Source organism: Magnetococcales bacterium, from assembly GCA_015231755.1.
In the GTDB taxonomy this organism is placed as follows: Bacteria; Pseudomonadota; Magnetococcia; order Magnetococcales; family Magnetaquicoccaceae; genus Magnetaquiglobus.
Genome location: JADGAZ010000001.1, coordinates 23,151 through 41,496, shown reverse-complemented (window position 1 = coordinate 41,496; position 18,346 = coordinate 23,151). Strand labels below are relative to the sequence as shown.

The 18,346-nt window shown below is 58.7% G+C and carries 18 protein-coding genes; 7 read left to right on the top strand and 11 right to left on the bottom strand.

Annotated elements, in window-relative coordinates; all coding sequences use genetic code 11:
• Positions 1-64: 64 nt before the first annotated feature.
• From rseP to HQL98_00165, 10 genes are all read right to left on the bottom strand, one after another.
• A complete protein-coding gene (gene rseP, locus HQL98_00210; GenBank protein MBF0270482.1) occupies positions 65-1,147 on the bottom strand; it encodes an RIP metalloprotease RseP in 1,083 nt (360 codons plus the stop codon).
• The gene (locus HQL98_00205) at positions 1,144-2,415 is read right to left on the bottom strand and encodes a 1-deoxy-D-xylulose-5-phosphate reductoisomerase (GenBank protein MBF0270481.1); all 1,272 of its coding nucleotides are present in this window, start codon (positions 2,413-2,415) and stop codon (positions 1,144-1,146) included. The genes rseP and HQL98_00205 overlap by 4 nt, the downstream gene beginning before the upstream one ends.
• Positions 2,354-3,181 carry a phosphatidate cytidylyltransferase gene (locus HQL98_00200; GenBank protein MBF0270480.1) on the bottom strand — a complete coding sequence of 276 codons (828 nt, stop codon included), beginning with the start codon at positions 3,179-3,181 and terminating at the stop codon, positions 2,354-2,356. The genes HQL98_00205 and HQL98_00200 overlap by 62 nt, the downstream gene beginning before the upstream one ends.
• Before the next feature lie 40 nt (positions 3,182-3,221).
• Positions 3,222-3,941 (bottom strand): di-trans,poly-cis-decaprenylcistransferase, encoded by a 720-nt coding sequence (uppS, locus tag HQL98_00195; protein MBF0270479.1) that lies wholly within the window; start codon positions 3,939-3,941, stop codon positions 3,222-3,224.
• Between the two features lie 33 nt (positions 3,942-3,974).
• Positions 3,975-4,538, bottom strand: coding sequence for a ribosome recycling factor (frr, locus tag HQL98_00190; GenBank protein ID MBF0270478.1), 564 nt, complete (start codon positions 4,536-4,538; stop codon positions 3,975-3,977).
• A gap of 49 nt (positions 4,539-4,587) precedes the next feature.
• A complete protein-coding gene (locus HQL98_00185; protein ID MBF0270477.1) occupies positions 4,588-5,343 on the bottom strand; it encodes a UMP kinase in 756 nt (251 codons plus the stop codon).
• Positions 5,300-6,217, bottom strand: coding sequence for an elongation factor Ts (locus HQL98_00180; protein MBF0270476.1), 918 nt, complete (start codon positions 6,215-6,217; stop codon positions 5,300-5,302). Before HQL98_00180 ends, HQL98_00185 begins: the two co-directional genes overlap by 44 nt.
• A gap of 28 nt (positions 6,218-6,245) precedes the next feature.
• On the bottom strand, positions 6,246-7,013 hold the full coding sequence (gene rpsB, locus HQL98_00175; GenBank protein ID MBF0270475.1) for a 30S ribosomal protein S2: 768 nt from the start codon (positions 7,011-7,013) through the stop codon (positions 6,246-6,248).
• Positions 7,014-7,252: 239 nt separating this feature from the next.
• Positions 7,253-7,909: a response regulator gene (locus tag HQL98_00170; protein MBF0270474.1), complete on the bottom strand. Its 657-nt coding sequence runs from the start codon at positions 7,907-7,909 to the stop codon at positions 7,253-7,255.
• Positions 7,884-9,476 (bottom strand): HAMP domain-containing protein, encoded by a 1,593-nt coding sequence (locus HQL98_00165; GenBank protein MBF0270473.1) that lies wholly within the window; start codon positions 9,474-9,476, stop codon positions 7,884-7,886. The genes HQL98_00170 and HQL98_00165 overlap by 26 nt, the downstream gene beginning before the upstream one ends.
• A 421-nt stretch (positions 9,477-9,897) precedes the next feature.
• Between HQL98_00165 and HQL98_00160 the strand changes: the two genes are divergently transcribed.
• The 6 genes from HQL98_00160 to HQL98_00135 all read left to right on the top strand — a co-directional run bounded on the left by HQL98_00160 (position 9,898) and on the right by HQL98_00135 (position 16,313).
• On the top strand, positions 9,898-10,101 hold the full coding sequence (locus tag HQL98_00160) for a hypothetical protein (protein MBF0270472.1): 204 nt from the start codon (positions 9,898-9,900) through the stop codon (positions 10,099-10,101).
• 132 nt (positions 10,102-10,233) lie between these two features.
• Complete coding sequence (gene mgtE, locus HQL98_00155; protein ID MBF0270471.1) at positions 10,234-11,622, top strand: magnesium transporter; 1,389 nt, start codon at positions 10,234-10,236, stop codon at positions 11,620-11,622.
• 69 nt (positions 11,623-11,691) lie between these two features.
• Complete coding sequence (gene mgtE / locus HQL98_00150; GenBank protein ID MBF0270470.1) at positions 11,692-13,080, top strand: magnesium transporter; 1,389 nt, start codon at positions 11,692-11,694, stop codon at positions 13,078-13,080.
• 52 nt (positions 13,081-13,132) lie between these two features.
• Complete coding sequence (locus HQL98_00145) at positions 13,133-13,933, top strand: formylglycine-generating enzyme family protein (GenBank protein MBF0270469.1); 801 nt, start codon at positions 13,133-13,135, stop codon at positions 13,931-13,933.
• 350 nt (positions 13,934-14,283) lie between these two features.
• Positions 14,284-14,958 (top strand): response regulator transcription factor, encoded by a 675-nt coding sequence (locus HQL98_00140; protein MBF0270468.1) that lies wholly within the window; start codon positions 14,284-14,286, stop codon positions 14,956-14,958.
• Complete coding sequence (locus tag HQL98_00135; GenBank protein ID MBF0270467.1) at positions 14,955-16,313, top strand: sensor histidine kinase; 1,359 nt, start codon at positions 14,955-14,957, stop codon at positions 16,311-16,313. Before HQL98_00140 ends, HQL98_00135 begins: the two co-directional genes overlap by 4 nt.
• A 22-nt stretch (positions 16,314-16,335) precedes the next feature.
• Here the strand turns inward: HQL98_00135 and crcB are convergent, their stop codons facing one another.
• Positions 16,336-16,719, bottom strand: a complete 384-nt coding sequence (crcB, locus tag HQL98_00130) for a fluoride efflux transporter CrcB (protein MBF0270466.1) — start codon at positions 16,717-16,719, stop codon at positions 16,336-16,338.
• A 202-nt stretch (positions 16,720-16,921) separates the two neighbouring features.
• On the opposite strand from crcB, the gene miaA reads away from it, so the two are divergent.
• Positions 16,922-17,938 (top strand): tRNA (adenosine(37)-N6)-dimethylallyltransferase MiaA, encoded by a 1,017-nt coding sequence (miaA, locus tag HQL98_00125; protein MBF0270465.1) that lies wholly within the window; start codon positions 16,922-16,924, stop codon positions 17,936-17,938.
• Positions 17,939-18,346 lie beyond the last annotated feature (408 nt).

Here is an 18,346-nt window from a genome sequence, read left to right as displayed (position 1 = left end):
ACATACTCCACATGCATCAACGGGGCAAGAGACGACATAGCATGGGTAATCATTTATGCCCGAATCATTGACCCAAGGGAAACATTCGGGTCAAGTCATTCTTCATGGCCCAGGCCATGAGCAACACAAGGCTGAACATCCCGATACGATTGGCATGCATGCGCACGGTTTCCGAGACCGGCGAGCCCTTGATCGCCTCGATAAAAAAGAAAAACAGATGCCCCCCGTCAAGAACCGGAATGGGCAACAGATTCAAGATGCCCAGATTGATGGAGATCAGCGCCATGAAAAACAGCATGCTGCTCATGCCTTGTTCGGCGGTCTTGCCGGCCATTTCGGCGATCATCAGGGGACCACCGATCTGGTCCGCGGGGATGGCCCGGATCAGGAGTTTCCACACCCCGGTGACGATCATTTCGCTCATGCGCCAAGTATGCTCCGCCCCCCGGGCCAGAGCCTGCCCCAGGCTGTAGGTGACAAACTCGGTGGTGGAACCGGGACCGATACCGATCAGGGGGGTACGCACCGTTTCGCCGAAGATGTTGTTCATCTCCTGGATCTTGGGCTGAATGGTAAGCATCAACGGCCCTTCGGGGCGCTCGATGGTGAAGCGCAGGGGCAGGCCATCGGATTGCTTGATGGTCTGGCTCAACACCTCCCAGCGGGGCACGGGTTGATCGTTGATGGCCACCACCCGATCCCCGACCCGCATTCCGGCCTGTTCCGCCGGCATGCCCTTGCTCACGGAACCCACCACCGGCAGCACTTCCCCCACTCCCAGCATGAAGGCCAGCACCAGCACCGCGAAAGCAAAAATGAAATTGAAGCCCGGACCCGCGAACACGATGGCGATGCGCGACCACACCGTCTGGGTGGCGAAGGAGTGGCGGGCCTCTTCTGCGGACAAAGGCGCCTCCTCCTCGTCGTCGGACTCCCCCAGCATCTTCACATAACCGCCCAGCGGCACGGCGGAAAGCCGATATTCGGTCTCCCCCTCCCCCCGGCTCCAGCCGGCGATGCGGGGACCGAATCCCAGGGAAAACACCAGCACCCGCACTCCCACCAGACGGGCCACCAGAAAGTGACCCAGTTCATGGACAAAAATCAACACACCCAGCACCACCAGGGCCCACATCACGGTATTCATGCGGTTTGACTCCCACTGCCATGACGGCCAATCCAATCACGCGCACGGACGCGCGCCCACCGATCCGCCTCCAAAAGCTCCTCGACCGTGTTCATGCCTCCCGGCGCGGTCTGTTCCAGGGTCCATTGAATCAGTCGGGGTATATCCAGAAATCCGATCCGATGGTCCAGGAACGCCTCCACGGCCACCTCATTGGCCCCGTTGAGCACGGTCGGGGCCGTGCCCCCCTGTTTCAAGGCCTGATAGGCCAACGGCAGACAGGGAAAAGCCTCCGGATCCGGCGGCCCCGCAAAGGTCAGAACGCCCAAAGCGGGCAGATCCAACGCCGCCACCGGGGCGGTGATCCGTTCCGGCCACGCCAGGGCCACCGCGATGGGGGTGCGCATGTCGGGCAGGCCCATCTGAGCCAACATCGATCCGTCGGGATAGGCCACCAGGGAGTGGACAATGCTTTCCGGGTGGACCACCACGGCGATGCGCTCCGCGGGAACCCCGAACAGGTGATGCGCCTCGATCACTTCCAACCCTTTGTTCATGCAGGTGGCGGAGTCGATGGTGATCTTGCGCCCCATGTTCCAGTTGGGATGGGCCAGGGCCTGTTCCGGCGTGACCCCTGCCAGCCGCTCCCGCCCCCACCCCCGGAACGGTCCCCCCGATGCGGTCAGGATCAGGCGGGTTTCCGGATGGAGATTGCCTTCGTCGGGCCGCAGGGTCAATGGTGCCCGTTGGCCATTGTACAACGCCTGAAAAATGGCGCTGTGTTCCGAGTCCACCGGAATGACCCGGGATCCGGAACGGCGCGCCGCATCCATGAACAGAGCGCCGGAGATCACCAGACACTCCTTGTTGGCCAGGGCCACATCCTTGCCGGCCCGCAGCGCGGCCAGGGTGGGTCGCAACCCCACGGCGCCGACCATGGCCGAAAGCACCATGTCCGCACTCTCCCAGCCCCCGACCCGCTCCACTCCCGTCTCCCCGGAGAGAACCTCCACCGGTTCTCCCGCCAGTGCATGGCGGACCTCCCGGGCGGACGCCTCATCCCCCATGGCCACCACCTCGGGTCGGAAGCGACGGACCTGCTCGATCACGCGCCGCACCTGGGTGCCGGCAGCCAGGGCCACCACCCGGAACCGATCCGGATGGGCGGCCACCACATCCAGAGCGTTGACACCAATGGATCCGGTGGATCCCAGAATTCCGATCCGTTTAACCCCCAAAGAACCACGCTCCCAAGGGGACGCCGCTCCAGCGCAAACGCAGATAGGCATAAAAAACCGGAGTGACGAACAACAGGCTGTCGAGCCGATCCAACAGCCCCCCATGACCCGGAATCAGTTGACCGGTATCCTTGATGCCCGCTTCCCGTTTCAAGACCGACTCCACCAGATCCCCCGCCTGTCCCACCAACGAAAGCACCAGACCCAACACCAGACCCTGGATCCCGGTAAAGGGCAGTCCGAATCCCAAGACGCCCACCCAGCCCACCAGGGTACCCAGGGAAGTTCCCCCCCAGAATCCGGCCCAGGTCTTGTTGGGACTGATGTTCGGAGCGATTCGGCTCCGGCCCCATTTCCGTCCCACCAGATACGCCCCGGTATCCGTGGCCCAGACCACGAACAATAGCAGACAGATCAAGGCGCCCCCGTGCTGCATGGCGCGGATACCATCCAGGAGCATCAACGGCACCCCGCAATAGACCACCCCCATGAAACGGAATCCCGCCCGGGGTGAAACCGCCTCTCCGGGCCGGTACTCCACCAGGGACCAGGCGAACAGGGCCAGCAGGACCAGCATCAATTCCAGCCCGATCCAGCCCGGATAACCCCGATAGCCGGTATACAGCACCATGGATTGGGCCAGCAGCAACGGAACATGGATCACCGGGGAGAAGGGTTCCTTCATGCGAAGCCACTCCCACAGCAACACCCCGCCGGCTACCAGCAACAGCACGAACAAGGCGAAGCGGGATCCCGCCAGAAGCAACAAGATCAGCAACGGCGCCAAGGCAATGGCGGAGAGCGAGCGAGCGATCATCCGGTATCAATCCAGAGAGGTTGACAGGCGAACCAAAACGTTAACGGGCGGCCCCAAAACGACGATCCCGGCTCGCATATTCCTGAATGGCCTGTTCCAGGTGAGCGGCATCGAATTCGGGCCAATAGATCGGAAGAAACACCATTTCGGTATAGGCCATCTGCCACAGCAGAAAATTGCTGATGCGCTGCTCTCCCCCGGTGCGGATCAACAGATCGGGATCCACCTGCCCGGCGGTGGTCAAGCGGGAGGCCAACAACGCCTCGGTGATCGCCTCGGGATCCAGATTTCCGGCAACCGCATCCCTGGCCAGGGACCGGGCCGCGTCCACCAACTCCAGACGCCCCCCGTAGTTGATGGCGATGTTGAAATCCAACGCGGTATTGAAGCGGGTCTTCTCTTCCAGCTCCCGCACCAGGATCTGGATGGTCTCAGGCAGTTCGCCGATGCGTCCCAGCGCACGGAAGCGCACGCCCTCCTTGACCAACTCGTCCATCTCCTTGCGCAGATGGATGGCCAGCAGATTCATCAATGAGGAGACCTCATCCTGAGGACGGTTCCAGTTTTCGGAAGAGAAGGTGTAAAGGGTCAACGTCGGAATCTTAAGATCCAGACAGGCCTCCACGGTACGACGCACGGCTTTGACCCCCCGTCGATGTCCCTCGATCTTGGGAAGGAACCGGGACTTGGCCCAGCGTCGATTGCCATCCATGACGATGGCAACATGCCGGGGCATTTTGTCGGGGGGAATGGTGGTCATTGGGATTCCGGGCCGAAGAAAATGGACATTCGGCTAGACCCGCATGACATCGGCCTCTTTGTGGGCCACGACTTCATCGACTTCCTTGACACGCTGATCGGTGCGCTCCTGCACCACTTTTTCCATCTGACGGAGATCGTCTTGGGAAATTTCCTTGTTCTTTTCCATTTTCTTGAACTGGTCCATGATCTCGCGACGCACGTTGCGCAGGGCGACCTTGGCATGTTCACCGGTCTTTTGGACCATTTTGACCAATTCCTTGCGCCGCTCTTCGTTGAGTTCGGGCAAAGGCACGCGGATCAACACGCCATCGTTGGCCGGATTCAGGCCCAGTTCCGACTCCAGGATGCCCTTTTCGATGGCCTTGATGAGTTTCTTGTCCCAAGGCTGCACGGTGATCAGGCGGGGTTCCGGGACATTCAGGGTGGCCACTTGGTTCAAGGGGGTCTCGGTGCCGTAGGCATTGACCATCACCCGATCCAGAATCGACGTGGAGGCCCGTCCCGTGCGCACGCCGGCCAACTCCTCCTTGAGCGACTGAATGGCTTTGGCCATCCGTTGATCCAGGGATTGAAGAACAGCGGGGTCAGTCATCATGCCACTCCCGTCCGATAAGATGGAAAGTTGCCAAAGAAGCACCGTTTTTTCAAGTCAGGCCGATGGTGGTGCCCCGTGCTTCTCCCTTGAGGATCGCCTCCAGACAGCCCCGCTCCAGGATGGAAAAGACGCACAAGGGGATCCGGTTGTCCCGGCACAAGGTGATGGCGGTCAGGTCCATCACGCCGAGTCCCCGACGCAACACCTCGTCATAGGTCAACGCGGTGAATTTCCTGGCATCGGGATTTTTCACGGGATCGGCGTCGTAGACCCCATCCACCTTGGTGGCCTTGAGCAGCAGATCCGCATGGATTTCGGCGGCCCGGAGGCTTGCCGCCGTATCGGTGGTAAAGTAGGGATTGCCGGTTCCCGCCGCGAAAATCACCACCCGTCCCTCTTCCAGGTGACGCACCGCCTCACGCTGGACAAAGGGTTCGGCCACCTGGGTCATGGGGATGGCGGACTGGACCCGGGTGGGCACGTCACACCCTTCCAGGGCGGCCTGCAAAGCCAGAGAGTTGATCACCGTGGCCAGCATGCCCATCTGGTCAGCGCTGGTGCGCTCCATGCCCAGGGCAGCACCGGTGGCGCCACGAAAAATGTTGCCACCGCCCACCACCACGGCCACCTGCGCCCCCAAAGCCCGGGCGGCGCGTATATCCAGGGCCAGATCCTTCAAAAAAGAGGGGTCGAGGCTTTCGCCTCGTCCCCCCATCAGGGCCTCGCCCGACAATTTCAACAAGATGCGTCGCATGGCGGGTCTATTGACCGATCTGCTTGGCCACCTCGGCGGCAAAGTCGTCATCCCGTTTCTGCAACCCTTCGCCCATCATGAAACGGGCGAAACCGGCCACACGAATCGGAGATCCCAGGCTCTTGGCCGCCGCATCCACCACAGCCTGCACCGACTGCTCCGGATCCATGACAAAGGGCTGTTCCACCAGACAGGTGTCGGCGTAGAACTTGGAAAGACGGCCCTGCACCATCTTTTCGATGATGCTCTCCGGCTTACCGGAAGCCCGGGCCTGATCCGCCAGGACACTTCTTTCCCGCTCCAGGTCGGATTCTGGCACCTGATCCCGGTTGAGATAAAACGGGGTGGAGGCCGCCACGTGCATGGCGATCTTTTTGCCGAGTTCCCGCAGACCATCCTGATCGGAGGCGGCGGAGTCCAACGCGACCAGGGTACCGATCTTGCCACCCATGTGCAGATAACCCACCACCGCGCCCTGGGGCACGTCCACCCGGGCCACGCGACGCAGGTTCATGTTTTCACCCACGCCGGCGATCAGGGCGGTCAACTCCTCGGCCACACTGCGCCCGGTGCCCGGATAGGGCAGACCGGCCAGCAGTTCCACGGTCTGGATTCTGGCATCCAGTCCCACCTGAACCGCCGTGGTGGCGAAGGCCATGAACCGCTCGTTCTTGGCGGCGAAATCGGTTTCGGAGTTGACTTCCAGCAGCAGACCGTGATTGCCGGCGGCAGCCACCACCACCTTGCCCTCCGCAGCCACCCGGCCCGATTTCTTGGAAGCCGAGGCGATGCCTTTCTTGCGCAGCCAATCCACAGCCGCCTCCAGGTCGCCATCGGTTTCGGTGAGGGCCTTTTTGCAATCCATCATTCCGGCTCCGGTCTTTTCCCGAAGCTCTTTCACGAGATTCGCAGTTACAGCAGACATGTCACGTATTCCTTTATATGACTGTATTTCAAGAATGGGTCTGAACCATTTCGTCAGCGCCGTCGGACGAGGAGGCGGCATCGTTGCGGCCTTCGAACATGGCCTCGCTCACCTCGGGACGTTTGCCTTCCATGATGGCTTCGCCCATTTTGTTCATGAACAATTTCAAAGAACGGATGGCGTCGTCGTTGCCCGGCACGACCCAATCGATATGATCCGGATCGCAGTTGGAGTCCACCAGGGCCACCACCGGGATCCCCAGTTTGTTGGCTTCGGCCACGGCGATGGACTCTTTGTTGACATCCACCACGATGATCAGATCCGGAAGACGACTCATGTCCTTGATGCCGCCCAGGGAACGTTCCATTTTTTCTTTCTGGCGTTCCAGACGCAACACTTCTTTTTTGGGGAGAAGCTGCCAGGAGCCGTCATCCCGCATTTTTTCGATATCTTTCAGGCGACGGATGGAGTCTTGAATGGTTTTCCAGTTGGTCAGGGTGCCGCCGAGCCAGCGATGGTTGACATAGTATTGTCCACAGCGGGCCGCCTCTTCGGCGACCAGATCCACCACCTGACGCTTGGTGCCCACGAACAGGACCACGCCTCCGTCGGTGACCCGCTCGGTGACGAAACGGCAGGCATCACGGAGCATATAGATGGTCTTTTGCAGATTGATGATATGGACGCCATTGCGGGCCGAATGGATGTAGCGGCCCATTTTGGGATTCCAGCGTTTGGTCTGGTGACCAAAATGGAAACCCGCGTCCAGGAGTTCACGAATCGAAAACGTTGCCATGATCACAATCCTTAGATGTTTGAGTTCGGCTTTGGCCTCCGCGGATGCCGGTTGGCAAGACGATCCTCACCCCGCAAGGGGAGCCGGGACCGACGGTCATCCGCGTGTGAAATAGGAAATGATGAAAACCCGTGCAGTGTAACCGCACGCGGTTCCCGATTGCAAGGAAATCGCTCAATGTTGCCGATTTCCTGTTTTGTTTTGTCCAAGTGCAGAAGAAGATCGAAGCCCGCGTCAATCTAGCTGTTGACACCCAGGCTCATGGAGAGACGACGCAAACCCGACAACAGCATCCGTCCCCGCTGGGTGAGCAGATAGGAACGGTTGCGGGTTTTGTCGATGATGCCATGCTCGATGAGGTTCTTGAGATGGAAAGTCAGCTTGGTGTGATCGCTGATATCCAGTTGCTGCATCAGATCGGTCAGGCGCAGCACCTGTTGACCGCTCAAGGCTTCCGCGATGCCCCGCCGGATCGGATGGGCCAGACAGACGAGAATCGGATCAAAATTGAGTTCCAACGCCTTCTGCTCGAAACGGATCTCCTCCACGGTACGATGGATCAGAATGATGAAGTCGGTGATCCGGAACGGCTTGGTCAAAAACTCCGTGGCCCCCATCTTGATGCTGCTGACCGCGTTTTCGATGGTGGCGAAGGCGGTGATCAGGATCACCCGGATGTGTTCATCCTGCTGCTGGATGCGTCTGAGCACCTCCAGACCATCCATGCCGGGCAGCACCAGATCCAGCAGCACGATGTCACACTTTTGCTGGGCGAGTACCGCCAAGGCTTCCTGACCATTGTTGGCCCGGCAGGTGACGAAACCGGCCTTGGTGAGAACATCCTCGATCACCTGACAGAAATCGTTGTCATCATCGACGATCAGAATCGGATTCATGCTTCAGGCTCCATTCGGCCCCGACCGGGTCAGAGGCGGCGATACTCTCGGTTTTCGGAAAACGGACGATGGCCCGCAACCCCCCTTCCGGGGCCGGATGGGGATCGAGTTCCAGACGACCGCCATGCTGATCCATGATGCTCTGACACACAGTCAAACCCAGTCCCACGCCTCCCATCTCCATACGGGTGGTAAAAAAGGGTTCCCGCACCTTGCTGCACAAGGCCGGAGGGATGCCGGGTCCGCTGTCGCGCAGTTCGACAAAGACCCATTCCGCCTCTTGTCCCGTGGTGATGACCAGTTCCCCCCCATGGGGCATGGCTTCGATGGTATTTTGGATCAGGTTCATGAACACCTGCTGAATCTTGCCACTCAACCCCAGGATTTCCGGCAGGTCAGGATCATAGTTCAAACGCACCGCAAACGGACGCAAACGCTGTCCCAGCAACATCAACACCCCATCGAGGGCATCATGCAACACCACCGGCGCGAACTCGGGCCGGTCCGGACGGGAAAAACTCAACAACTCCTGGGTGATGGACATGGCCTTCTCGATATTGCGCCGCACCACGGCCAACCGGGCCACCAGTTCCGTCGGATGACAGGTGGGATCCATTTCCAGCACTTCCAGATTGATCGAGGCATTGGCCAAAGGATTGTTGACCTCGTGGGCCAGACCGATGGCCAGACGCCCCAGAGAAGACATCTTCTCCGACTGACGCAGATGATCCTCCACCTTCTGGCGTTCCCGCAAGGCCTGGGCCATGGCGCGCATGGCGTCGAGCAGACGCCCGAGTTCGTCGTGGGAGTTGGATTCAAACTGAATTTCCATCTCTCCAGCGGCAATTTTGCCCACGGCCTTCCGGACCAGATGCAGCGGACGCAAAATACTCACAGCCAGCACCAGAATCAACAGCGAACACAACACCAGACTCACGATCCAGGCGGCGATGAGCAAAAATACCGTATGATCGCTGACCTGCAAGGTGCTGTTCACGGACCGGTCGAGCACCTCCTCGGTCAACTCCAGTACCCGGTCCGACCAGGCCTCCTGATGTTCGGAATCATCCACCAGTTGACGGTTGGCCCCCGGCGTCAGGTGAATCATGCCATCCTCGGCATCCACCGGCGTCTCTTGCAAGGATTTGTTCAATTGGGATTGCATGGCGCTCAAAGCCTCAAGACGCTGCCGAATCTTGAGCAACGACGGATTGTTCTCCTGGATCTGTCCGCTCTTGGCGGCATTCTCGATGGTTTCCAATCCGAACTGGATCTCTTGTTGAATGCGGGTGGTCTGATCGTGAATGATGCGCGGATTGACCATCAGGCGTTCCGGGACGTGTTCGTCGCGGGGCGCCTTTTCAAATTGATGATTCAACTGCACATGCAGGCTCTCCACCCGGGACAGAGCACGGGTCAGGGGCATCAGGAAGTGATCCAGGTATTCAATCCGCTCCCGGACCATGCCGATACCACGCACCCCCACCATCCCTTCGGCGGCGATGACCAGCATGATGATAATGCCCATCCCGACAAAACGACCTTTCAAATCCCATAGATATCCCATTGAAAACGCACTCCTTGCCGGAAACTTGAATCACACTTCCCATCACTGGGGACCACGCGCAGACCGCACATCTTCCCGACCCGGAAAATCAATTTCCCGATTCAAAGACTCCGGCGCAATGAGAAATTTGATTCACATTTATTTGAAAGATGTGAATCAATAATCACAAAGAAACCACAAAAAAAGCATCGATATTCACATTGATCGGCGTTTTGAATCATAAATCTTACAAATAGACAAAAACCGGGATTAAAAATTCTACTATTTTTTTCCAAAAATCGTTTGTACCATAAATAAAAAAGATATTGCCAACCAATCACAAAGAAAATGGCAAAAAGATGATCTTCTTCAGTCGTTGGGGCCGTTTATTTCCCTGTATCACCCCAAACAGCAACCATCCCGACAAAAAGGAACCACGATCATGAATACCCTCAGAGCCGTCATCCGCACTTTGACTCCCCCTGCCATTCCCATGATTCAACCGATTGATTTCACGGCACCCCTCCAAACGCAACATCCGAAAACCCTGGAAGCCTTCACCGATCTGATCACCCGGTCCCCTTTTTTGATCGGTCGCCGGGCACTGGGTATGAACCTGTTTTCCGGCCGGACCGCCAACCGGTAACACAAAAAACAAAAAAGCTTATTTAATAATTATTTACACCGAATCCGGTGTCGGGATGATCCTGCTGTCCAAATCAGCGCACCGCCCAGGCGGCAGGATCATACAAACCATGACCTATCATTCGAGGAGAGCATGAGCGCAATCGTAATTGATGAACCCCACCCATCAACCTCATCCAAGCAGGCCAAATATTCAGAAACGATCCATCGATTATACCGCAAAGGGGCTATTCCCCATCTGGCCAGCATCATCGAAAAACTGCCCGCCATCGACATTGCCCAGGTCATCAACTCTTCCCTAGACCCCAAAGAGGCCATGGATATCTTTGAACTGATCGAGTGTCCCATGCTCGCCAGTGCCACCATCAAAGATCTCAGCGAAGAGTTCCAGAATTACATCTTCTCCCACTGCGATCAGGAACGGGCCATTCAGATTCTGGAACGACTCTCCTGCGAAGTCCGCAACAAAGTCATCAACAATCTGAGTACCACGGTGGGCACCCGCCTGACGGAAGCGCTTCAGCAAGCCACTCAGATCGAAATCAACAACATCAAACGATATCCGTCCAATTCCGCCGGGGCGCTCATGACCGCGCGATTTTTCGCCCTGCCCGACAATACCACCGCAGGCAGCGCCGTTCGCACGGTCCGGGAACTCTCCAAGCAGTCACCCGTTTTCTACGCTTACATGGTGGACAAGGACAACCGTCTCATCGGGGTCAGTTCGTTAAGACAACTTCTCCTTTCCACCCCGGAACGGCCCATCTCGGAAATCGTCAGCACCGATGTCCATTCCGTGCATGTCAACACCCCGCAACGGGAGGTAGCCAAAAAGGTCACCCGCAACCGACTGCTCGCGATCCCGGTGGTCAACGACCAGGGGGTGATGTGCGGCATCATCACCGTCAAGGATCTGATTCATGTCATCCGGGCAGCCGACATGCAATCCTTGCAAAAATTGGCGGATGTCACCGCCAAACTGGACATCATGTCCCAATCTTTTTTGCATGTCGCCAAATCCCGGCTTCCGTGGCTCGTCGCCCCCTTCATGGGTGGCTTGATGGCCGCATGGATCCTCAGCCACTACGAACACACCCTGGCCACCGTGATCCAGTTGAGCTTCTTCATGCCCATGATCTTCGGCATGGCTGGCAATGTCAGCAATCAAACAACCACCGTGGCCATCCGTGGTCTGGCCACCGGCAACATCCGGGTCAGCAACTATTTCAAACTGCTGTTCAAAGAAACCAGTGTCGGCCTGCTGGTGGGAAGCTTTTATGGAATCTGCCTGTCCACCTACGCCCTGGTGGTCTTCAAGAGCAGCATCCTGGCCTTCGTGGTCGGCATTAGCATCCTGAGCAACATCGTCTATGCCGGAGTGATCGCAGCCTCGCTGCCGATCCTGCTTCAGAAAATGGGTCATGACCCGGCGGTTGGGGGCGGTCCTTACGTCCTGACCACCGTGGATGTCCTGGGAGTGATCAACTATCTGCTGATCGCCACCCTCACCTACGGACTATAAGCCCGATTTCCGCTGCCATATCGCCATCGGAACTCCCCTATCCAGTCTACAAAGGACATTGATTCCACCATGAGCATGGTCAATTTCGACGACTCCGAAGCGCAATCTTCGCAGGCCTACGATCCCCAGATTCCGGAGGCCATCGAGCGACTGTATCGCAAGGGCGCCAAATTCCATTTGTCGCAAATGTTGTTCAAACTCAAGCCCGACGACGCCGCCCATGTCTTTTGCGACTTCGCGGAAGAAAAAGCCTGCGAGCTCTTTGAATTCATCACGCCGCCCCAGCACGCCGCGCTGGTCTTCGAAGAGATGCGCGAGACCCACAAGAAATACATCCTCACCCATTGTGAACTCGAACACATCGTGGCCATGTTGGAATGCCTCCCGGACGAGGTGTGTCAACGCAATCTCGACATGCTGCACGAAGAGGCCGCCGAACGCATCAAGAAGGCGTTGAACGAGGATCTCACCCTGGGAGACGATGTTTCCAATTACAAGCACAATACCGCCGGCAGCCTCATGTCTTCCAAGGTTCTCGCCCTGCCGGAGAACACCACCGCGGCTGAAGCCATCCACATCATTCAGAGGCTTTCATCCCACGATTCGGTCTTTTATCTGTACACCACCAACGCCCAGAAACGGCTTGCCGGAGTCTGTTCCCTGCGCCGTCTCATGCTGGCCGAATCCGAAACCCCCCTGGAAGAACTGGAAAATTCCCGATTGGTCCGGGTCCACGTCAACACCCCCCTCGACGAGGTGGCCCGACAGATCTCCCATTACCGCCTGCTGGCCATTCCGGTGGTGGACGATCGGGGATCGCTGGTGGGACAGATCACCATCGACAACCTCGTGGACGTGATCCAGGACGAAAACAACCGCGCCATGCTCAAACGCGCCGGAATCGGCTCTCAGAACAACGATATCCTGGCTCAATCCCCGTTTCACATCTTCCGGGTCCGGGTTCCCTGGCTGATCAGCGCCTTCATCGGCTATCTGGTGATCTCCGCCATTCTCGATGGCTTTGAAGAGACGCTTTCTTCCATCGTGCAGTTGGCCTTTTTCTTTCCCGTGGTCATCGGCATGTCGGGCAACGCCGGCAGTCAGACCGGCTCGGTGGCGGTCCGGGGACTGGCGCTGGGATTGCTCAACAACTCCCATTTTTTCCGTCTGATGCTCAAGGAACTGGCCGCCAACCTGATCCAGGGAGCGGTCTACGGGCTTTTCCTGGCCCTGGCCGCCTATCTTTTGTTCCAGAATCCGCTGCTCTCCCTCACCGTGGGACTGGCGATGATGCTCAACATTCCCGCGGCCTCCACCATCGCCATGTCGTTGCCGTTTTTCTTCAAGAAAATCGGTACCGACCCGGCCATCGCCTCCGGTCCGCTGGCGCTGACGTTCATCGATCTGGTTGGTTCCACCAACTATCTGATCATTGCATTCTTGACCTTTCGCCCCTAAATGGAGTGCAATAGTGCCATACCATCCCATTCGACCATGGAGCGCAACCGCTATGATTCGACTCCTCGCCATTGTGACGATTCCCTGGCTCGTTGCCTGGAACAGCGCCCAGGCCGACACCGTGCCCAACTCGCTGCAAGAGATCACCAATTCCATCCACATGGTCTTGGTCCGCATTCCCCCGGGACACTTCAAAATGGGCTCGGACAAACATTTCGACACCGAAGCCAGTGATTCGGAAATGCCTGTGCATCCGGTTACCATTACCAAACCCTTCTGCCTGGGCAAATACGAGGTCACCCAGGATCAATGGATCGCGGTCATGAAGGACAATCCCAGCGAATTCAAAGGCCGTACCCTGCCGGTGCAAGAGGTCTCCTGGAACATGGTCCAAGACTTCATCAAAAAGCTCAACGAAAAGGAAAAGACCTCGGACTATCGCCTGCCCACGGAGGCCGAGTGGGAATACGCCGCCCGAGCCGGCAGCACCACCATCCGCCCCTGGGGGGACGGTGACAGCGAAATGCTCCAGTACGCTTGGCACGGCGACGAAACCGGCACCACCGGCGGCAAACCCCATCCCGTGGGACAACTCAAGCCCAACGCCTGGGGATTGCACGACATGTTGGGCAATGTCTGGGAGTGGGTCTCGGACCGCTACTCGGACGGCTACTATGCCCTATCTCCCCCCAGCGATCCCACGGGTCCCGCCTCCGGCCCCGCCTTGCGCATGCATCGCGGCGGCGGCTGGCACGATGATCCCGAACACATCCGTTCGGCAATCCGCTTTTATTTTGGCCAATCGGGCCGCAACAACAGTCTGGGATTCCGTCTGGCCAAAAATTGCCAGTGATCGGACGCAACCCCATCCCCACCTGAATTAAAAAAAACGGCCATGAGCGCAGACGATCCAAAAGTCTGCCCTCATGGCCGTTTCCCATTCCGTCCTCCTCCTCGATTGATCCATTTCTGAAAAAAAATCATGCCTCTTCAGGATAAATTCAGTTCACCCTGTTAAGATCATGCGGAATGGATAACGACTGCGCCATACAAAAATCCCGGCCGCAGGCCCGCGCCAACCGACCCTGGCACAGATTGTCAATTGAAATCAATACACTCTACCAGGCAGACGGTTGCATCTGCACGCGGTTTTGATCACGCCGGGATTCGACGCACCCCAAAAACGAAAAAAGAGAGCCAAGCATGCGCATTCTGATCATTGAAGATGACCGTGTACTGTCGGATCATTTAAAGAAAAAACTGGACGAAGCCGGATTCGCGGTGGATGTGGTGCATGACGGCGAAAACGGCGAGGCCATGGCCAATGAAACCGTCTATCACGCGGCCATTCTGGATCTCGGGCTGCCGGACCGCTCCGGGTTGGCGGTGCTGGGCAACTGGAGACGGGCACGCAACCAGATTCCGGTGATCGTGCTCACCGCCCGCAACATGTGGTGGGAACGGGTGGAAGGCATCGATGCGGGCGCCGACGACTATCTGGGCAAACCGTTTCACGTCGAAGAACTGTTGGCCCGTCTGCGTGCCCTGATCCACCGCTGTCACGCCCGCCTGCAAGGAACCTTGACCGTGGGAGGCTACTCCCTGGACGAAGGACGACAAAGCGTGCGCATGCCGGACGGCAACGAGGCGCGTTTGACCTCTATGGAATTTCGTCTGCTGCGGATTTTCATGCTCTCTCCGGGCCGCATCCACTCCAAGGAGAGCCTGATGGAGGCGATCTACGATTTCGACAAGGTGACGGATCACAACGTCATCGAGGTCTATGTGAACCATTTGCGCAAGAAAATGGGCCGCGAAGTAATCAGCACCTTGCGTTGGCAAGGTTATCTGTTCACCCCCGGCGAAAAGCGGGCATGAAACACATCGGGACCATCAAGAATCAACTGCTCGCCACGCTGGTCACTGGTCTGACGGTGATGATTCTGTTGTCCTGGTGGGTGGTGGGCATGGCGCTGCGGGAGTTGACCGCCAACTACCTGGAAGACCGCATGGACGGGGAGATCGCCAGCATTCTGGCGGAACTCTCCCTGGACGAAACCGACGCGGTCAAGCTCAACGAAAAACATGTCGATGCCTTGTTTCATCATGCTTTTTCCGGATACTACTATCAAATCACCCTCCAGGGGGACGGCCCGGTTCAAACCCTGCGCTCCCAGTCCCTGGGTGAATTCTCCTTGCAACCACCCGCCATCCGCCCCGGTGAAAAACTGCGCCATTGGGGGGTGGGTCCCAAAAAAGAACCGCTGCTGGTCTTGGTCAAATCCATCACCCTGCGGGAACGTCAACTGATCATCACCGTAGCCGAAAACCTGACCCCCATCGAGGGGGATCTGGACCAGTTCCTGTGGATGCACGGCATCGTCTCCCTGCTGTTTCTGGGATTGCTCACCATGATCCAGATCGTCGCGGTGCGACGGGCGATGCGCCCCATCGAAGAGATTCGCGAAGGGGTGGTCCAGTTGATGACCGGACAGATCAGCCGGTTGCGGGAGGATGTGCCCGCGGAGATCAAACCCGTGGTGGAACAGATCAACCATCTGTTGTTGCGACTGGAACAGCGGCTGGTGCGATCCCGTTCCACCATCTCCAATCTGGCCCACGCCATGAAATCCCCCCTGACCACCCTGTCGCAAATCCTAAGACGGGGGGATCCGGGATTGAGCGACGATCATCATCAGGAGATGATGAGCCGTCTGGATGCGCTCCAGACCCTCATCGATCGGGAACTCAGACGGGCACGCATGGCCGACCAGCCTGTACCGGGTCGTTTTTTCATTCCGGAACAGGCCCTGGGCATGCTGGCCCGCACCCTGAAAAACATTCATTTCCAAAAGAAAATCGAAATCGACCTGAATCTGCCTCCCGGACTCTCCCTGCCCTTCGACGAAGAGGACATGATGGAGTTGCTGGGCAATTTGCTCGACAACGCCTGCAAATGGTGCCGGGGTCAGATCCGGGTTTCGCTGGTGGAGGAAAAAACGCGCTGCATCCTGCGGGTGGAAGACGATGGACCCGGAGTCGACCCCGGCGAAACCGCCCATCTCACCCGTCGGGGGGTACGCCTCGACGAACAACGCTCCGGCCACGGGCTGGGATTGACCATCGTGCGCGAAACCGTGGACCACTACGCCGGCACGATCCGGTTCGATCGTTCGGAATCCCTGGGAGGATTTCTGGCGGAGGTGATCCTGCCCATCCGGCGGGTCATCTGATCGCACCCTGTCGGTTCAGGAGTCACCGGTTCATCAGCCACTGACCGCTCAACGCCCCCAGCAGGGTCATCAGCAGCGATCCGATCACATGCACCCCGATGGCCGTCACGCCCCAGACGATCCGGCCCTGTTGCAACAGGGTCAGCACCTCGGCGGAAAAGGTGGAAAAGGTGGTCAGCCCGCCGCAAAAACCGGTGACCACCAACAGACGCCACTCGCTGGAAAGCCCGGGAAGCTGAGAAAAAAAGGCCAAAGCCAATCCCACGATGTAACCACCAATGAGGTTGGCCATCAGGGTACCGGGAGGCAGGGTGGAAAACAGTGCATTGAAACGCACCCCCAGGCCCCAGCGCAGCAATGCCCCCAGACCGGCCCCCACCGCCACCGCCACAAACGACCATCCCATGTTTGTTGTCTCCTTTTTGTTCAAGATCCAGTCACGGATGGTCATTGGCCTGCCGAGGGCGGATGCCACGCAAAAAATGGCGAAGAGCGCCTGACCGCTCCTTGCTGTCCGTGGTGCAATCCATTTGGCGAAAACCCGCAGACCCGTTTACAATCCCCCCACCCCATCCACGCCCAAAACCGGATCATCCCGACGAGTCGCCATGAAAATTCTTGTCATTCTCGGACCCACCGCTTCCGGCAAGACCCGTCTGGCGGTGCAACTGGCCCAGGGTATCGCCGGGGAGATCCTGTCGGCGGACTCGCGCCAGGTCTATCGCGGTCTGGACATCGGCACCGGCAAGGATCTGGAGGAGTACGGCCCCATTCCCTATCATCTGATCGACGTGGTGGATCCGGGAGAAGCGTTCGACCTGTTCCAGTTTCAGCAACGCTGCCTGGCGCTGTTGCCGGAGATCCAGGGGCGAGGCGGTCTGCCCATCCTGGTCGGAGGCACGGGACTGTATCTGGAAGCCCTCATTCGGGGATACCGGCTGGCCCCGGCCAGAGCGGATCCGGCACTGCGGGCGCATCTGCACACCCTGTCCGATGACGCCTTGACCGCCCGTCTGCTGACCCTCAAACCGACCCAACACAACACCACGGATCTGGAAACCCGGGAAAGGGCCATCCGCGCCATCGAAATCGCCCAGGCCACCTTGGATCAAAACACCCCCGATTCCCCTCCCGTGTCACACTCCGATCCGGACCATGATTTCCTGATCCTGGGCATGCGCTGGGAACGGGCCATTCTGCGGCAACGGATCGCCGATCGGTTGCAACAGCGACTGGAAACCGGATTGATCGAGGAGGTGGCCGACCTGCTGAACCGGGGGGTCTCCCCCGCCAGTCTGGAGGCGTTGGGACTGGAATACCGTTTCGTCACCCGGTTCGTGCAAGGCGCGTTGGACCGGGCTGAACTGTTCGATCAACTGGTGCAAGCCATCCGCCAGTTCGCCAAACGGCAGGAGACCTGGTTTCGCCGCATGGAGCGACACGGCATCCGCATCCACTGGCTGGAGGCGGCCAAGGATCCCCTTCACGAGGCCAGGACGATCATGGGGCGGATCTGGCCGGAGTTTTCCCATTTTTCTTCACCGCCACCGCCGACGCCACCACGGGAGGGGACATGGGGGTCTGCTCATCCAGACCGAACTGCTCCCGATACGCCTCCACGCTGATCTTGTGGGTACGGTTGATATGGGCCTTCAATCCCTTGAAGGTCTGACCGCAAATCAAACAGACAATCCCCTGATCGGTGACGATCCGATCCACCGGCACCGCCGGTACGGTCGGCAAAACCGGGACGGAATCGACCGGGACGGGTTCCGGCTCCAGGGGGACGGGTTCCGGCTCAGGCGCCATGGCCACAGCCGGAGCGGCTTCCGGTTCGATGGCGACAGGGACGGGTTCCGGCTCAGGCGCCATGGCCACAGCCGGAGCGGCTTCCGGTTCGATGGCGACAGGGACGGGTTCCGGCTCAGGCGCCATGGCCACAGCCGGAGCGGCTTCCGGTTCGATGGCGACAGGGACGGGTTCCGGCTTGGGGGAGACGACCGGGGGGGACGAAACCACCGGTTGGGGAGCCG

What these genes read in the sequence shown, in the direction of transcription:
- rseP (MBF0270482.1), bottom strand. Translation starts at nt 1,147, where the DNA reads ATGAATACCGTGATGTGGGCCCTGGTGGTGCTGGGTGTGTTGATTTTT.
- HQL98_00205 (MBF0270481.1), bottom strand. Translation starts at nt 2,415, where the DNA reads ATGCCTATCTGCGTTTGCGCTGGAGCGGCGTCCCCTTGGGAGCGTGGT.
- HQL98_00200 (MBF0270480.1), bottom strand. Translation starts at nt 3,181, where the DNA reads ATGATCGCTCGCTCGCTCTCCGCCATTGCCTTGGCGCCGTTGCTGATC.
- uppS (MBF0270479.1), bottom strand. Translation starts at nt 3,941, where the DNA reads ATGACCACCATTCCCCCCGACAAAATGCCCCGGCATGTTGCCATCGTC.
- frr (MBF0270478.1), bottom strand. Translation starts at nt 4,538, where the DNA reads ATGATGACTGACCCCGCTGTTCTTCAATCCCTGGATCAACGGATGGCC.
- HQL98_00185 (MBF0270477.1), bottom strand. Translation starts at nt 5,343, where the DNA reads ATGACGACTTTGCCGCCGAGGTGGCCAAGCAGATCGGTCAATAGACCC.
- HQL98_00180 (MBF0270476.1), bottom strand. Translation starts at nt 6,217, where the DNA reads ATGTCTGCTGTAACTGCGAATCTCGTGAAAGAGCTTCGGGAAAAGACC.
- rpsB (MBF0270475.1), bottom strand. Translation starts at nt 7,013, where the DNA reads ATGGCAACGTTTTCGATTCGTGAACTCCTGGACGCGGGTTTCCATTTT.
- HQL98_00170 (MBF0270474.1), bottom strand. Translation starts at nt 7,909, where the DNA reads ATGAATCCGATTCTGATCGTCGATGATGACAACGATTTCTGTCAGGTG.
- HQL98_00165 (MBF0270473.1), bottom strand. Translation starts at nt 9,476, where the DNA reads ATGGGATATCTATGGGATTTGAAAGGTCGTTTTGTCGGGATGGGCATT.
- HQL98_00160 (MBF0270472.1), top strand. Translation starts at nt 9,898, where the DNA reads ATGAATACCCTCAGAGCCGTCATCCGCACTTTGACTCCCCCTGCCATT.
- mgtE (MBF0270471.1), top strand. Translation starts at nt 10,234, where the DNA reads ATGAGCGCAATCGTAATTGATGAACCCCACCCATCAACCTCATCCAAG.
- mgtE (MBF0270470.1), top strand. Translation starts at nt 11,692, where the DNA reads ATGAGCATGGTCAATTTCGACGACTCCGAAGCGCAATCTTCGCAGGCC.
- HQL98_00145 (MBF0270469.1), top strand. Translation starts at nt 13,133, where the DNA reads ATGATTCGACTCCTCGCCATTGTGACGATTCCCTGGCTCGTTGCCTGG.
- HQL98_00140 (MBF0270468.1), top strand. Translation starts at nt 14,284, where the DNA reads ATGCGCATTCTGATCATTGAAGATGACCGTGTACTGTCGGATCATTTA.
- HQL98_00135 (MBF0270467.1), top strand. Translation starts at nt 14,955, where the DNA reads ATGAAACACATCGGGACCATCAAGAATCAACTGCTCGCCACGCTGGTC.
- crcB (MBF0270466.1), bottom strand. Translation starts at nt 16,719, where the DNA reads ATGGGATGGTCGTTTGTGGCGGTGGCGGTGGGGGCCGGTCTGGGGGCA.
- miaA (MBF0270465.1), top strand. Translation starts at nt 16,922, where the DNA reads ATGAAAATTCTTGTCATTCTCGGACCCACCGCTTCCGGCAAGACCCGT.